Source organism: Microbacterium sp. Marseille-Q6648 (assembly GCF_943181415.1).
Classification (GTDB): Bacteria; Actinomycetota; Actinomycetes; order Actinomycetales; family Microbacteriaceae; genus Microbacterium.
The window spans coordinates 1349928-1364019 of the sequence record NZ_CALPBZ010000001.1; the positions used below are offsets into that span (position 1 = coordinate 1349928).

Sequence of the window (14092 nt, forward strand, 5' to 3'; positions counted from 1 at the left end):
AGTGACGTCGACGGGCGACGACCCCGTCGACGTCATCCCTCCTGCTCGCGCCGCCGTCGCATCTGCGCCAGGGGCATCGTGAGCCGGGGGTTGCCCACGAGCGCGTCCTCGTGCTCGTCGAGGAATCTCCAGTACGCGTCGGTGAAGACCGAATTCCGCGCCTCCTGCGCCGACCTCCACCACGAACCCATCTTCTGCAGGTAGGCACCGCCCGAGATGTAGGGCTTCGTCGCCACCCGCCCGCCGTCGGCGTACTGGCTCATGCCCTGCACGTTGGGGACCATCACCCATTCGTACGCGTCGACGAACAGCGCGCTGTACCAGTCGAACACCTCGCGCGGGTCGTAGCCCTGCAGCAGGAACCAGTTGCCCAGCACCATGAGCCGCTCGATGTGATGCGCGTACCCCCAGCGGTGCACGCGCTCGAGCACGGTCCTGACCGGGACGGGCACCTCGTCGGGGATCCCCTGTCCGGTGTACCACCACGGTTCCAGCTGACGCGCGAGGGCGAAGTGGTTGGCTCCGGCGAGCGCGGGCCACGCACGGTACGCGCCGCGCATGTACTCGCGCCACCCGATGATCTGGCGGATGAACCCCTCGAGCGAGGCGAGCGGGACGTCCCCGGCGTGGGCGGTGGCGGCATCCACCACCTCGTCCACGCGCAGCAGCCCGACGTTGAGCAGCGGGCTCAGGACCGAATGGAACAGGAACGGCTCGTCGGCCTTCATGGCGTCCTCGTACCGCCCGAACGACGCGAGCCGGTCGCGGACGAACACCGTGAGCCATGATCGCGCCTGCTCGGGTGTCACCGGCAGCCAGAAGTCCTCGGGGTCGCCCGGGTGGTCGCCGAACGTCGCCCGGGTCTCGGCGATCGCGCCGCGCACGATCTCGTCGCGCGGCACCTCGGGAAGCGCCGGGACGACGACCCCGGTCCGAGGCAGCGGCTCGCGGTTGTCGGCGTCGAAGTTCCAGCGGCGGCCCACGGGGCTCGATCCGTCCATCAGGATGCCGGTGCGACGGCGCTGCCACCGGTAGAAGTCCTCCATGCGCGCACCCGGGTGCTCGGCGAACCACCGGTCGACATCGTCCGCCGGGGTCAGGAACAGCTCGTCGGCGTACACGCGCGTGGCCACGCCCTCGTCGGCGCAGATGCGGCGAAGGCGGGCATCGACGTCGCGATCGGTGGCGCTCATCCACGCGAGCCCTTCGACGCGCTCGCGCCGGAGCACTCCGCGAAGGCCCTCGGCGAATCCCGCCCCGTCGCCGAGCGGCACGCGCACGACTCGTCGGCCGGCCGCCTCGAGCCGCGCCGCGGCGTGCCTCATGCCGGCTAGCAGCAGCACGATCTTGTGCGAGTGATAGGGCCGCCGGTCGAACACCGCCGCCGACTCGACGAGGACGAAGACGTCGATGTCGATGTCGGGATCGTCCTCGGCCGGATGCCGGTCGAACAGCTGCGTCGCGAGCACCAGCGCGGCCTTCATCCCCTCATCCTCGCACCGGCGGTGCGCGGGGGGTTCGAGCTGCGCACGATCTATGCTGGCCCCGCCCGCGACGAGGCGAGGAGAAGCCGTGATCAGAACCCGGACGCGGACCGAGGACGACCCTCGAGTCGGAGCGTGGGCCCTCCTCCCCCTCGGTGTCGCCGCTGCCGCGATCGCGCTGGCCCCGTGGTGGCTGACCGGCGCCCGCCTGCCGTTGCAGAACCTGTGGGCCGAGACCGCGACCGCCGCGCAGATGCCCGTGGTGCTCCTCCCCTTCAGCCAGTACACGGTCGTCCAGGTCTTCGCGTACCTGGTGGTCGGGTCGGCCCTCGCCGGCATCGCCGGTCGTGCCCTGCGGGTGCGCGGGTGGGGGCTCACACTGCTCCTCGCCGGCATCCTGCTGGTCCAGGTGACCGCGACCGTCCAGCCGGCGCTCGTCGTCCGCGACGGCCTCCAGGACCGCCTCGAATCGACGCTGTACCTCGCAGGCCTGGTCGTCGGCACGTCCCTGTCGGTCCTCGTCGGGATGACGGTCACGATCCTCATCGCACGAGCCCCGCGCGCCGGCGCCCTGCTGGGACTCGCCGTCGCGGCGATCGCGACCGGCGCGTGGCTCGGCGCCGTCCTCAGCCGTGGTCTCGGCGACGACGCGTTCGCGGCGGTGATGCCGCTCCTGCCGTGGATCGCCCCGATCCTCACCGGAGCGGCCATCGCCTGGGCCGGTCTCAACACCGTCGGACGCGTGCTGGCCGCACTTGTCTCGGTCGCCTTGGTGTGGATCGCTCCCGCACTGGTGACGGGGATCGCGAACGCCCTGGGAACCCGCGTGCTGCTGCGCTCACCCGGCGACCTCGCCGACTACGGCCTGGGCGTCTTCCGCATGGCGCTGCTGACCCCCGAGCTCGCCCTGCGTCCCGTGGTCGCGACGCTCGTCGTCGCCGCCATCGGGCTGGTCATCCGTGCCGTGCTGCGGCGCCGCGCGATACCGGCCGGGTAGCACCGCGTCAAGGCGCGGGCCCTCCCCCGCGCGCCCGCTACCGTGGCGCAGAGGCAGCCCGAGAGGAGAACCGTGACCGCAGCAGCCCCGCCGGGCACACGGACGACCGTGTCCGTCGTGATCCCGGTGAAGGACGACGACACCGAGCTGCGCCGATGCCTCCGCGCCCTTCACGCGCAGACCCTCGCTCCGGACGAGATCATCGTCGTCGACAACGATTCCTCGGATGCCTCACCCGACGTCGCCCGGGCGGCCGGCGCCCGCGTGGAGCACTGCGCCCGCCCCGGCATCCCCGCCGCCGCGTCGCACGGCTACGACCACGCCCGCGGCGATCTGATCCTGCGGCTGGACGCGGACTGCGTGCCCTCACCCACGTGGGTGGCGGACATGGTCGCGGCCTTCGAGCGCCGCCCGGACGTCGGCGCGTTCACGGGCGGTGCCCGCTTCATCGACGGTCCGACGTGGCTGCGCACCCCCCTCGCCGTGATCTACCTCGGCGCGTACGCCGGCACGACGGCCGCCGCCCTCGGTCACCTGCCGCTGTTCGGATCGAACCTCGGCATGCGGCGAACCCTGTGGCGCGGCATCCGGGAGCGCGTGCACCGCGACGACCCGCGCGTGCATGACGACCTCGACCTGGCGTTCCACCTCGGCGAGTACGCGCGCATCCGCCTCGTCCCGGCCAGGACCATGGGCATGTCGATGCGCCCGTTCGCGAGCGCCCGGTCCTTCGCGCGGCGGAGCGCCGCGGGCTGGCGGAGCGTTCTGGTGCACTGGCCCGCCGACTTTCCTCCGATCCGCTGGTCGCGGCACGCGATGCGACGGATGCGGGCGCGCGCGCCCCGGTCGAGGGGCGGCGTGTCGTGAGCGCCCTCATCGGACCGGTCATCGCCCCCGACCTGCACGTCATGACCTTCAACGTGCGGCGCAGACTGCGGCGCACGTGGCCGCCCGCGGACAGCTGGCACCGGCGTCGGCCGCGGCTGCAGTCGCTGCTGCGCGACGAGCTCCCCACCCTGCTGGGGGTCCAGGAGGCGCTGCCCGATCAGGCTGACGCGATCTCGGATGCCCTCGGGGATCGGTACGAGCGGATCGGACGCGGGAGGCGTGCGGACGGAGCCGGCGAAGGCTGCCCGGTGTTCTTCGACGCAGGCCGGCTCGAGCTGATGGATTGGTCCCAGACCGCGCTGTCGGACCGCCCGCACGAACCGGGTTCGCGCACGTGGGGCAACCTGATTCCCCGCATCGTCGTGCGGGCGGTGCTCCGCGACCGAGAGACCCGGACGCGCTTCGCCGTCTTCAACACCCACCTCGACCCGTTCTCGCGGCGCTCCCGCGCGCGCGGCGCCGCCCACGTGCGCGGCCTCGTGCAGGCGGCCGCCCTGCCCGCCCTGGTGACGGGCGACCTCAACGACCGGCCGGGGACCACGGCGCTGGACGAGCTGTTCGCCGACGACGTCCTGCGCGACGCGTGGACCAGCGCCGAGCGGCGGCTGACGAGCGAATGGGGCACCTTCGGCGGGTATCGTCGACCGCGGGCCGGCACCGGGCGCATCGACTGGATCGCCGCCACCGCGGAGGTCCGCGTCCGCGGCATCGGCATCAACACCCGCCGCGCTCTCGGAGGGTGGCCCTCCGACCATCTGCCGGTCCAGGCGATCGTGCAGCTACGCGAACGGACGAATCCATGAGGCGCAACTTCCTGCGGCCACCGGGCACCCCCGGCGAATACGCCGCCGACCTCGTTCGGGTCCTCGGCCTCGTGAGCGTCCTGGCGGTCGCCGTCTGGGGCACTCCCACCCACGTCGGCGTGCTCGCCCTGTCGCTTCCGGCGCTTCTCGTGCCGCGCTTCCTCGGCGTACGGGCGTGGTTCGACATCTTCTACGGGATCACGGTCCTCGTCGCCGCGTGGAGCAACGTGCTGGACCTCTACACGACCGTCGTCGGGTGGGACCTGCTCATCCACTTCGTGTGCACCGGCGTCATCGCCGTCGTCGCGTATCTCGGTCTGGCCGACCTGCGCGTGGTGGCTCCGCCCCGCGCGGCGGACACACCGCGCCGCGCGCCGGTGGTGCTGGCGGTGGTCCTCGGGCTCGCGGTCAGTGCCGTGTGGGAGATGGTCGAGTGGGTGGGCTGGGCCTTCATCACCGACGACATCTTCGTGGCCTACTCCGACACGATCGGCGACATGGCCGTGGGCGGGCTGGGAGCCGTATGCGCAGGTGTGCTGCTGGCGTCGGCGTCGCTGCGCGAGCCGGAGGCGTCGCGCGAGCGCCGACCGAGCGCGCGGTCGATCGCCACGTAGCCGAATCCCACGAGCTCCAGCGCGACCGCGAGCCCCAGAATCCACAGCGCGACCCCGCCCACCCCGAGCGTCGCCACGTCCATGAACGGATACGGATACGAGACCCCGGGCTCGAACTCCCCGCCCAGCGCGCCGAAGACGAAGGCGAACGCGAGGTAGCCGAGCGGCAGCAGCGCCCACAGGAGCGGGTCGCGCCAGCGCATGCGCCCCTTCGGGGTGAACAGCAGCCAGTCCAGCACCACCAGCACCGGGGCGACCACGTGGACGAGCGAGTCGGTCAGCGTGTACGCCTCGTACGTCGGGTCCTGGGTGAGTGTGGGGACGAGCACCACGGTGTAGACGAGCATCGTCACGGTGACCGCCATCAGCACCGCGCCGTGGAACTCCGGCGAGGGGTTGGTCAGTCCCCGCGCCCCGCGGCGTACCAGATCACGCGCGGTGGCGACGGCGACGATCGTGAGCCACACCAGGACGATGACGTTCGTCACCGCGGTGAAGTACAACATCGTGCGCCAACTCGGGTCGGGCGTGAACAGATCGAGGAGTCGGATGACACCCGTCGCGACCACCACGACCGCGACGGCGCGGAAGGCGAGGGCGACGGGTCGGAACGGGATGGCCACGACATGACGATAGAGGCTCACCACGGCCCCGGCTCCGCGACGATCGGCGAAACTGGAATCTCCGCACCGCAGAAGGAGCACACAATGAGCACCGACACCGGTACCGTCACCCAGGTCCCCGGCATGGAGACCGCCGTCCTCGCGGGCGGCTGCTTCTGGGGCATGGAGGACCTGATCCGCCGTCAGCCGGGCGTGGTGGACACCCGCGTCGGCTACACGGGCGGCTCGAACGACCACGCCACCTACCGCCATCATCCCGGTCACGCCGAGGCCGTCGAGATCGTCTTCGATCCCGCCCAGACGTCCTACCGCGACATCCTGGCCTTCTTCTTCCAGATCCACGATCCGTCGACCATGAACCGCCAGGGCAACGACATCGGCTCCAGCTACCGGTCGGCGATCTTCCCCCTCTCCCCCGAGCAGGAGCGCGTGGCACGCGAGACCATCGCCGACGTCGACGCGTCGGGGCTGTGGCCCGACAAGGCGGTCACGACCATCGAGCCGGCCGGACCGTTCTGGGAGGCCGAGCCCGAGCACCAGGATTACCTGATCCGCTACCCCAACGGGTACACCTGCCACTTCCCGCGCGCGGGATGGGTGCTTCCGGCACGCGACAAGACGGCGACCGCGTGACGACGCGCCCCGCGGTCGCCGAAGCGATCGCGGGGCGCGCGCCGCCTCCTCGTCAGGGCGTGGGCATACCGCCGTTGACGTTGAGCGTCTCGCCCAGCACGTAGCTGGACTCCGCCGACGCCAGGAACACGTAGGCGGGAGCGAGCTCTGCCGGCTGTCCCATCCGGCCGAGCGGCGTCTGCTCGCCGAACGATTCCAGCTTCTCGGGCGGCTGGCCGTCGCTCGGCTGCAGCGGCGTCCAGATCGGGCCGGGAGCGACGGCGTTCACGCGGATGCCCTTCGGCGCGAGCTGCTCGGCGAGTGCCTTGCTGAAGGCGTTGATCGTCGCCTTCGTCGAGGCGTAGTCGACCAGGATGCCGGACGGCGAGTACGCCTGGACCGACGTCGTGTTGATGATCGTCGAGCCCGCCCGCATGTGGGGCACCGCGGCCTTGGTGATCCAGAACATCGCGTAGACGTTGGTCTTGAAGGTGTGGTCGAACTGCTCGTCGCTGAGGGTCGTCAGATCCTCGTTGTAGATCTGCTTCCCGCCGTTGTTGACCAGGATGTCCAGTCCGCCGAGACCCTCGACGGTCGAGGCGACGAGGTCGCGGCAGTAGGCGGCGTCCTTGAGGTCACCGGGGAGGGTCAGCACCGTCGCGCCCGCGTCGCGGAGGATCCCGGCGATCCGCTGCGCGTCCTCCTCCTCTTCGGGCAGGTAGGACAGCGCGACGTCCGCACCCTCGCGGGCGAACGCGATCGCGGTCGCCGCTCCGATGCCGGAGTCGCCTCCGGTGATGAGCGCCTTGCGGCCGGCCAGCCGGCCGGTGCCCCGGTAGGACTTCTCGCCCAGATCGGCGCGGGGCGACAGATCGGCGTCGAGCCCCGGCTCGGGCATCTCCTGCTTCTTGGGCTCGATGTCGGCGTAGAGCTTCGCCGGGTCGGTGAAGGTGTACTGGTCGCGGGTCATGATTCCTCCTCGTGGGTGGGTGTGGTCGGATGGTCGGTGGGTGATCGGTCGGGTCGAGTCGGGCTCTCTCCGGGTTCAGATGGTCGCGACCGAGCCGGAGTCGACGCGGTAGTTGGATCCGTTCACGAACGACGCCAGTCCGGAGCACAGGAACGCGACGACCGCCGCGACCTCCTCGGGCTCGCCGCGGCGCTTCAGCTCCATGTACGGCCGCTCCTCGTCGAGGAACGACGCGATCGCCTGCTTCGTCGGGACGCCGAGCTCCTTCGATCGCTTCTGCATCATGGCGTCGGTCATCGGCGTGTGGATGAACGCGGGCGACACGCAGTTCACGAGGAGGCCTTCGCGGGCGTACGAGCGCGACAGCCCCTTCGCGAGAGCGAGGATCCCCGCTTTCGCGGCGCAGTAGGGAAGCTCGTCGTCGTAGGGCTGCACGGCGTCCTCGGACGCGAGGAAGACCAGTCGCCCCCAGCCGCCCTTGCGCAGCGACGGAAGGAACTGCCGCACGAGACGCACCGGACCGAGCAGGTCGATGTCGATGGTCTTGGTCCATCCTTCATCGGTGATCTCGTGGAAGAGTCCCTGGGCACCGGTGACGCCGGCGGACTGCACGAGGATGTCGATGTCGCCCACCGCCTGCTGCACCTGCTCGTGCAGGGCCGACAACGAGTCGAGGCTGGTGATGTCGGCGGCGAAGGCGTGAAGCCGTCCCTTGGGTGCGCGCAGCTCGGTGGCCGCGGCATCCAGTGACTCCTGATCCTGGTCGCTGATCACGACCGTCGCCCCCTCGTCGAGGAGCATGCGGGCGGTGTGCCAGCCGATGCCGGAGTCGCCGCCGGTCACGAGCGCCTTCTTTCCGGTGATGCCGAGGTCCATGTCAGTTCTCCTTGCTGTCGTGCAGGTCGTCGGAAGCGGTGCGGTCCTCGCCGAAAGTGTGGACGGGAAGGCCGGTGGCGCCGGTATCGAGGCGGAAGATGCCACCCGAGAGCGGATGCTGCGACAACGCGTCCTCCGAGAGGTTCTCCCGGGCCGTGCCGACCAGAAGGACGTCGAGCGCCGGCCCGGCGAACGCCACCGACGTGACGTTCGGCACCGGGATCGTCCGTTCGCCCAGCACGCCGCCGTCCGCTCCCCAGTGGACGACCACGCCGTCGCCGTAGATGCCGTTGAAGAACGAGCCGTCGGCCGCCCGGACGAGCCCGTCGCTCATCCGCCCGACGAGGAACGGCTCCAGCTCGCCCAGGTCGCCATCGGGTCCGTACGCGCCGCGATAGACGGTGCGGGTCATGGTGTCGGTGACGAACATGACAGAGCCGTCGTCGTTCCACTCCAGCCCGTTGGTGATGCCGAAACCGCCTCGGAGGGTGCGGGCGGAGCCGTCGGCGCCGACGGCGTAGAGCCCGGCATCCGGATCGTCGGCGCTGAGATCCATCGCGCCCACGACGAATCGCCCGAACGGGTCGACCTTGCCCTCGTTCAGGCGAATGCCGTCGTGCCGGTGCGGCAGAGCGGCGAGATCGCGGGTGATACCGCCGGCGGCGTCGAGCAGGACCACCCGGTCCTTGAGGGCGGCGACGTATCCACCGCCGGTCGCGGGCTGCACGGCGCTCACCGGCGGCGGCAATTCGATGACGCGATCATCGCTCCCGTCGACGGCTCCGTCCCAGCGCCCGCGGTGGACCGTGCCGGCGGTGATGTCGACCCACACGACCTCGTCGGTGCGGGCATCCCACCAGATGCTCTCGATCAGGATCCCCCGGGTGTCGCGGAACAGGTCAGCGGCCATGGAGCTTCTCCTCCGGTACGAGTTCGCGGATGGTCAAGACCGCGTTGATGAAGGCGAGGTGGCTGAGCGCCTGGGGCGTGTTCCCCCACGCCGACCCGTCGTGCTCGTCGATCATCTCGGCGTACACACCGACGTCGTTGGCCATGCCGACCAGCTCGTCCATCAGCGTGAGGGCCTCGTCGTGGCGTCCCACGCACGCCAGGGCGTGCGCGCGCCAGAACGCGCACGCGACGAAGGTCTTCTCCTCGCGCTCGACGCCGGTGTAGCGGTAGACCAGCGCGCCGGCGCCGAGCCCGGCGGTGATGGCATCGATCGTCCGCGACATGCGCTCTCCGCGGTCGAAGCCGGTGGGCGCATGGAGCAGGACGGAGGCGTCGAGGTCGGTCCCGCCGGCGATGGCGACATACGCCCCCAGCTCCTCGGACCAGCAGTGCTCGTCGATCCAGGCGCGGATGCGATCGCGCTCGGCGCGCCACCGGTCGGCGCTCCCGGGGATGACCCCCGCGTCGGCGAGCGCGGCCGCATCGTCGAGGGCCTTCCAGCACCCCATCTTCGACGAGGTGTAGTGCGCGATCTCGGGCAGTTCCCACATGCCGGAGTCGGGGTTGCGCCAGACGTCGCACGTGCGGTCGGCGACATCGACGAGGATGCGCGCGGTCGCGGGATCCAGCAGATTGCCCGCCTGGACATAGGTCCGGCAGATGGCGATGAGGTCGCCGTAGACCCCCAGCTGGAGCTGCCGGTTCGCGGGGTTGCCGGTCACCACCGGAGGGATGCCGTTCCACCCGGCAACCTCGTACTGCTGCGGCGCGGGCACGAGATCGCCCTGGAGGGTGTACATCACGTGGAGCTCCGGCCCCTGCTCGCCGATCGTGCGCAGCATCCACGACAGCGCCGCATGCGTCTCTTCGCGCAGGCCGAACCGCACGAGCGCCTCGGTCGTGTAGGCGAGATCCCGCACCCACGCGAAGCGGTAGTCCCAGTTCTTGCCGCCCCGCGGATTCTCGGGAAGCGACGTCGTCGCCGCGGCGGCGATCGCCCCCGTGGGGCTGTAGATGAGCAGCTTGAGCACGAGGGCGCTGCGCTGCACGTGGCGCGCCCACGGTCCGTCGTACGAGAAGACTCGAGACCAGTGCCGCCAGTTCTCCACGGTCCGGTCGATGCCCACGTCGACGTTGAGCGGGTCGGGCAGGTGCAGCGGCTCGCGGTGCGTCGAGGCGAGCACCAGCACGTGGCGGGTACCCGGCCGGGTTTCGAACTCGCCGGCCAGCACCGGCCCTCCCGGACCGTCGGGCTCGGGCGGCTTCGGGCCGTGGCCGTCACCGACCACGGCCAGCGCGGTGTGGCCGCAGCGGATGATGGCGGCGTGCGGCGTCTGCTCGATCCAGGGCGCTCCGGTGTGGAAGGAGGTTCCCGGGCGCACGGCCCAGGTCATCCGCACACTGCCCTCGACGCCGTCGATGCGGCGGGCCAGCTCCGCCCACGGCAGGCGCCCCGCCACCCCCGACACGAGCGCATCGGTCACGGTGACCCGGCCGCCGGCGGTCGTGAACTCGGTCTCGAGCACATTGGTGCGCGGCAGGTACCTGCGGCTCACCGTGTGCTCATCGACGGGGGCGAGTTCGACGTATCCACCGGTCTCGTCGTCGAGGAGCCGCGCGAACACGGGCGTGGAGGTGAGCTCCGGAAGCGGGAGCCAGTCGATACGGCCCCCACGGCCCACGAGAGCCACGGTCCGACCGTCCCCGATGGGGGCGTAGGACTCGATGGGATCAGAGGTCACGTGGGGCTCCTTGCGCTGTGCCTCAAGTGTGGGCGCCGAAGGGCGTCGACGCCGAGGGTTGACAACGCGGACGGAGTCGGCGAACCTGGCCCGCGCATCGACCACCCGGGATGACGTGCTAGGGTGGGTTTCGCCCTTCGGGCCGCACGCGTCGATACTTTTCTGCCTCATTGTGGAGAAGCAGACCGCCGGACGCCCGCCGCAGATCGCGGCTCCCTATAGAAACCACCGACTTCCGCACAGCGAACGTGACATCGCCTTTCGCCTGCGGCTCCTGCTGAAAGCTCTTTTGACACTCGTCACCACCCCCATCACCGGCTCGTCCCGGCCGACGCTCGACTGGCGTCAGGCCGACGACGACGTTTTCGTCGCCACCCTGGCCGGCGAGTACGCCGGTTTCATCGCCGTCGAGCCCGACGGCTACCAGGCGCACAGCGCCCGAGGCGACGCTCTCGGCCGCTACGACTCCCGCGAACTCGCCTCGGCGGCGGTCGCGGCATCCACCACCCGCGTGGCTCCGGTTCCGGCCGGCGCACCGCACATCACACGTCCGCTCCGCACACGTCGGCGCGGCACCCCCGGTCGCTCAGGCGGCCCGAAAAGTAGAAGGAAAGACACGATGGCCACTGGCACCGTGAAATGGTTCAACTCCGAGAAGGGCTACGGGTTCATCGCACCCGACGACGGCTCGGCCGATCTCTTCGCGCACTTCAGCGCGATCGCCGGCGACGGCTTCAAGGAACTCCGTGAGACCCAGAAGGTGGAGTTCGACGCCGAGCGCGGACCCAAGGGCATGCAGGCAGCCAACATCCGGCCGCTCTGACCCACACGTTCCACCGCGAAAGCCGGGGCAGCCACAGCGCTGCCCCGGCTTTCGCGCGTCCGCACTCGCTGTCAAGCCCGGCCACGTCGCCCGCCGCGGATCTACTCTTGCGGCATCCGAAGAAATGCGAGGGCAGATCATGACCGAGAACCTCCGGAAGGGCGACCGCGTCAGCTGGGGAACACCGCAGGGACGCACGCAGGGCGAGGTCGTCGAACGCCGGACGAAGGACTTCGAGTTCGAGGGTCAGACGTTCACCGCCTCGGACGATGAGCCGTCGTTCATCGTCGAGTCCGAGAAGAGCGGCCGGCGCGCAGCCCACAAGGGTGCGTCGCTGCGAAAACTGAAGAGCGACTGACGCGGGCGATCGGGCCATGGACGAGATCTCGACCTCGGCCCCTCCGCTGCGCGGAGGTGTGGTCGCCGCCCAGGACTGGCGCGATGTCGCCTTCGTCCACTGGCGGGTGCCACCCGAAGCGGTCGCTCCCCTGCTGCCGTCGGGCCTGGCGCCCGACGTCCACGACGGAACCAGCTGGGTCGGCCTGATCGCCTTCGAGCTTCGCGACGCCCGCATCGGGCCGTTCCCGGCGATGACGAGGTGGGGCTCGTTCACCGAAGTGAACGTCCGCCTGTACGCCGTGGATGCGCGCGGCCGTCGCGGTGTGGTGTTCCGCTCGCTCGAAGCAGCGCGCCTCCCCGCGGTGCTCGCCGCTCGTGCGGTGTTCTCCCTCCCCTATATGTGGGCACGGACCGCGCAGCGACCACTCCCCGGCGGCTGGGAGTACGCATCCCGCCGCATCGCGGTGCGCCCGGGCGAGCTCGGACCGGGTTTCCGACTGGCTGTCACCGTCGATCCCTCGCACGTCGTCGACGACGCCACGGCTCGGTTCCTCACCGCGCGCTGGGGTCTGTTCGAGAGCCGCCTGGGACGCACCCGCTGGCTGCCCAACGAGCACGAGCCCTGGGTGCTCCATCCCGCGCGGGTCGACAGCCTGCGGGACGATCTGTGCGCCGCCGCCGGGCTTCCCGGAGTCACCTCGCGAGCGCCCGACTCGGTGCTGTTCAGTCCCGGGGTGTCGTCGCGATTCGGACGGGGCGAGATGATCTGAGCACGGGTCAGTCCCCCGCGAGTGCGGACAGCGCGTCCCCGCTCAGGCGCTGCGTCGTCCACTCCGACATCGGGTCCGCCCCGATCGACCGGTAGAAGGCGATGGAGGGCGCGTTCCAGTCGAGGACGGTCCACTCCAGGCGCCGATAGCCGCGCTCCACGCAGACCTCGGCCAGCGAGGCGATGAGCGCCTTGCCGTACCCGCGCCCGCGCTGCTCGTCGTGGACGTAAAGATCCTCGAGCCAGATGCCGTGCGTGCCCGTCCAGGTCGAGTACGTGAGGAACCAGATGGCGATGCCGACGACCGCGCCGTCCCGCTCGACGACGTGGGTGAACGCCTTGGGGTCGGCGCCGAAGAGCGTACGCGTGAGGTCGTCGGCCGTGTTCTCGACAGCGTCGGGCTCCCGCTCGTAGTCGGCCAGGGCCTGAATGCACGAGAGGATGCCGGGCTCATCGCCCGGGCGCGCTGCGCGCAGCACCGCGCCGTCGGAGAGGACTCGAAGGGTCATCGCACGAGCGTAGCGAGCCCGCCGAGCCTCCGAGCCTCCGAGCCTCCGAGCCTCCGAGCGATCAGCGCACGGTGAGCGAGCCAGGTTCCAGACGGACCGCGAAACGCGAGATCTCGCCGACCTCTTCGCCGTCGATCTCGAACAGGATGGGCTTGGGCAGGTCCACGCGGACCGCTTCCCCGCTCAGGTGCACGGCGGTGTCGGAGCTCACCGCCGAGGCGTCCTGCACGAAGAGCTTGCGCACGCCGTTGTCCCACACGAACGTCTTGAGCGTTTCGAGCCACTGGGCCGGCGATTCGGCGCTCACCACGAGGAGGTCGAGCCGACCGTCGTCGAAGAGCGCGTCCGGCAGAAGCGCGACGCCGCCCTGCAGCGTGCCGCAGTTGCCGATGAGAAGGGTGTGGGCACTGAGCTGCTGCGGCTCGCCGTCGTCCAGCGTGATCGTCACGTCCACGACCTCGGATGCCGAGACCGCACGCCCGATCGCCTCGACGTACGCCAGCCAGCCTGCCTTGTCCTTGAGGTCGTCGTCGGTCTCGGACAGCATCTGCGCGTCGAGCCCGAAGCCGACCATCACGGTGAAGGCCCGCTCGGGCTCTCCGTTGTCCATCTCGACCCACCCCATGTCGATCACGCGCTCCTGCGCCGGATCGAGAGCGCGCTCGAGCGCCTTCTTGACGCTGCCGAGGGGTACGTCGAGATTGCGGGCGAGAAGGTTCCCCGTGCCCTGCGGCACGATCCCCATCGCCACGCCGCTCCCGGCGAGCGCTTCGGCCGCGGCACGGACGGTCCCGTCACCGCCGGCCACCAGCACCAGGTCGCACCCTGCTGCCAGGGCCGCCTCCGCGGCTCCGCGCCCCGGGTCTTCCACACTGGTCTCGAACCACTGGGCGGTGGCCGCGACATCCGGGTCGACGCTGTCCACGGCGTCACGGAGTTCGTCCTGATCGATCTTGCTCGGGTTCCATACGATCCCGACACTCGCTGAAGTCATGCGCTCACTCTCGGGCTCGGCCGCAGGGAATGCAAGCACTGGCGCACCGTGTCCGACTGTGCATCCGGATGACGGCATGCACGCACATGAAGGAACTC

Annotated in this window: 15 protein-coding genes and 1 pseudogene; 8 read left to right on the forward strand and 8 right to left on the reverse strand. The window is 70.6% G+C overall.

The window, feature by feature from the left end; translation table 11 throughout:
* Nucleotides 1–32: 32 nt before the first annotated feature.
* Nucleotides 33–1484: a cryptochrome/photolyase family protein gene (locus NFR93_RS06440; RefSeq protein WP_251451009.1), complete on the reverse strand. Its 1452-nt coding sequence runs from the start codon at nt 1482–1484 to the stop codon at nt 33–35.
* 88 nt (nt 1485–1572) lie between these two features.
* Here NFR93_RS06440 and NFR93_RS06445 point away from each other — a divergent pair, with 88 nt between their 5' ends.
* The 4 genes from NFR93_RS06445 to NFR93_RS06460 all read left to right on the forward strand — a co-directional run bounded on the left by NFR93_RS06445 (nt 1573) and on the right by NFR93_RS06460 (nt 4786).
* Nucleotides 1573–2481: a hypothetical protein gene (locus NFR93_RS06445; RefSeq protein WP_251451011.1), complete on the forward strand. Its 909-nt coding sequence runs from the start codon at nt 1573–1575 to the stop codon at nt 2479–2481.
* Between the two features lie 72 nt (nt 2482–2553).
* Nucleotides 2554–3348, forward strand: coding sequence for a glycosyltransferase family A protein (locus tag NFR93_RS06450; protein ID WP_251451012.1), 795 nt, complete (start codon nt 2554–2556; stop codon nt 3346–3348).
* Nucleotides 3345–4172 (forward strand): endonuclease/exonuclease/phosphatase family protein, encoded by an 828-nt coding sequence (locus NFR93_RS06455; protein WP_251451014.1) that lies wholly within the window; start codon nt 3345–3347, stop codon nt 4170–4172. The genes NFR93_RS06450 and NFR93_RS06455 overlap by 4 nt, the downstream gene beginning before the upstream one ends.
* Nucleotides 4169–4786, forward strand: a complete 618-nt coding sequence (locus NFR93_RS06460) for a DUF2238 domain-containing protein (protein WP_251451016.1) — start codon at nt 4169–4171, stop codon at nt 4784–4786. The genes NFR93_RS06455 and NFR93_RS06460 overlap by 4 nt, the downstream gene beginning before the upstream one ends.
* A 41-nt stretch (nt 4787–4827) precedes the next feature.
* Here the strand turns inward: NFR93_RS06460 and NFR93_RS06465 are convergent.
* A pseudogene (locus tag NFR93_RS06465) lies at nt 4828–5292 on the reverse strand (Pr6Pr family membrane protein); the annotation flags it as partial.
* Between the two features lie 201 nt (nt 5293–5493).
* Between NFR93_RS06465 and msrA the strand changes: the two are divergent.
* A complete protein-coding gene (gene msrA, locus NFR93_RS06470) occupies nt 5494–6042 on the forward strand; it encodes a peptide-methionine (S)-S-oxide reductase MsrA (protein WP_251451018.1) in 549 nt (182 codons plus the stop codon).
* Between the two features lie 52 nt (nt 6043–6094).
* Here msrA and NFR93_RS06475 read toward each other — a convergent pair whose 3' ends face one another.
* The 4 genes from NFR93_RS06475 to NFR93_RS06490 form a co-directional block, all read right to left on the reverse strand.
* The gene (locus NFR93_RS06475; protein WP_251451020.1) at nt 6095–6991 is read right to left on the reverse strand and encodes an SDR family oxidoreductase; all 897 of its coding nucleotides are present in this window, start codon (nt 6989–6991) and stop codon (nt 6095–6097) included.
* 75 nt (nt 6992–7066) lie between these two features.
* Nucleotides 7067–7867: an SDR family NAD(P)-dependent oxidoreductase gene (locus tag NFR93_RS06480; RefSeq protein WP_251451022.1), complete on the reverse strand. Its 801-nt coding sequence runs from the start codon at nt 7865–7867 to the stop codon at nt 7067–7069.
* Between the two features lies 1 nt (nt 7868).
* A complete protein-coding gene (locus NFR93_RS06485; protein WP_251451025.1) occupies nt 7869–8777 on the reverse strand; it encodes an SMP-30/gluconolactonase/LRE family protein in 909 nt (302 codons plus the stop codon).
* On the reverse strand, nt 8767–10560 hold the full coding sequence (locus NFR93_RS06490) for a glycoside hydrolase family 15 protein (protein ID WP_251451027.1): 1794 nt from the start codon (nt 10558–10560) through the stop codon (nt 8767–8769). The genes NFR93_RS06485 and NFR93_RS06490 overlap by 11 nt, the downstream gene beginning before the upstream one ends.
* Nucleotides 10561–11179: 619 nt before the next feature.
* On the opposite strand from NFR93_RS06490, the gene NFR93_RS06495 reads away from it, so the two are divergent.
* The 3 genes from NFR93_RS06495 (at nt 11180) to NFR93_RS06505 (ending at nt 12492) form a co-directional block, all read left to right on the forward strand.
* The gene (locus NFR93_RS06495; RefSeq protein WP_251451530.1) at nt 11180–11383 is read left to right on the forward strand and encodes a cold-shock protein; all 204 of its coding nucleotides are present in this window, start codon (nt 11180–11182) and stop codon (nt 11381–11383) included.
* Between the two features lie 139 nt (nt 11384–11522).
* Entirely contained in the window at nt 11523–11741 is a 219-nt protein-coding gene (locus NFR93_RS06500; protein WP_251451030.1) for a hypervirulence associated TUDOR domain-containing protein, read from the forward strand.
* Nucleotides 11742–11757: 16 nt separating this feature from the next.
* The gene (locus tag NFR93_RS06505; RefSeq protein WP_251451032.1) at nt 11758–12492 is read left to right on the forward strand and encodes a YqjF family protein; all 735 of its coding nucleotides are present in this window, start codon (nt 11758–11760) and stop codon (nt 12490–12492) included.
* Nucleotides 12493–12499: 7 nt separating this feature from the next.
* Here the strand turns inward: NFR93_RS06505 and NFR93_RS06510 are convergent, their stop codons facing one another.
* Both NFR93_RS06510 and NFR93_RS06515 read right to left on the reverse strand, forming a co-directional pair.
* Complete coding sequence (locus tag NFR93_RS06510; RefSeq protein ID WP_251451034.1) at nt 12500–13000, reverse strand: GNAT family N-acetyltransferase; 501 nt, start codon at nt 12998–13000, stop codon at nt 12500–12502.
* Nucleotides 13001–13061: 61 nt separating this feature from the next.
* A complete protein-coding gene (locus NFR93_RS06515) occupies nt 13062–13994 on the reverse strand; it encodes a diacylglycerol/lipid kinase family protein (protein WP_251451036.1) in 933 nt (310 codons plus the stop codon).
* Nucleotides 13995–14092: the final 98 nt, after the last annotated feature.

Excerpts from the sequence above, each read along its gene's own strand:
- NFR93_RS06440 (WP_251451009.1), bottom strand. The coding sequence starts at position 1,484 with ATGAAGGCCGCGCTGGTGCTCGCGACGCAGCTGTTCGACCGGCATCCG.
- NFR93_RS06460 (WP_251451016.1), top strand. The coding sequence starts at position 4,169 with ATGAGGCGCAACTTCCTGCGGCCACCGGGCACCCCCGGCGAATACGCC.
- msrA (WP_251451018.1), top strand. The coding sequence starts at position 5,494 with ATGAGCACCGACACCGGTACCGTCACCCAGGTCCCCGGCATGGAGACC.
- NFR93_RS06475 (WP_251451020.1), bottom strand. The coding sequence starts at position 6,991 with ATGACCCGCGACCAGTACACCTTCACCGACCCGGCGAAGCTCTACGCC.
- NFR93_RS06480 (WP_251451022.1), bottom strand. The coding sequence starts at position 7,867 with ATGGACCTCGGCATCACCGGAAAGAAGGCGCTCGTGACCGGCGGCGAC.
- NFR93_RS06485 (WP_251451025.1), bottom strand. The coding sequence starts at position 8,777 with ATGGCCGCTGACCTGTTCCGCGACACCCGGGGGATCCTGATCGAGAGC.
- NFR93_RS06495 (WP_251451530.1), top strand. The coding sequence starts at position 11,180 with ATGGCCACTGGCACCGTGAAATGGTTCAACTCCGAGAAGGGCTACGGG.
- NFR93_RS06500 (WP_251451030.1), top strand. The coding sequence starts at position 11,523 with ATGACCGAGAACCTCCGGAAGGGCGACCGCGTCAGCTGGGGAACACCG.
- NFR93_RS06505 (WP_251451032.1), top strand. The coding sequence starts at position 11,758 with ATGGACGAGATCTCGACCTCGGCCCCTCCGCTGCGCGGAGGTGTGGTC.
- NFR93_RS06510 (WP_251451034.1), bottom strand. The coding sequence starts at position 13,000 with ATGACCCTTCGAGTCCTCTCCGACGGCGCGGTGCTGCGCGCAGCGCGC.
- NFR93_RS06515 (WP_251451036.1), bottom strand. The coding sequence starts at position 13,994 with ATGACTTCAGCGAGTGTCGGGATCGTATGGAACCCGAGCAAGATCGAT.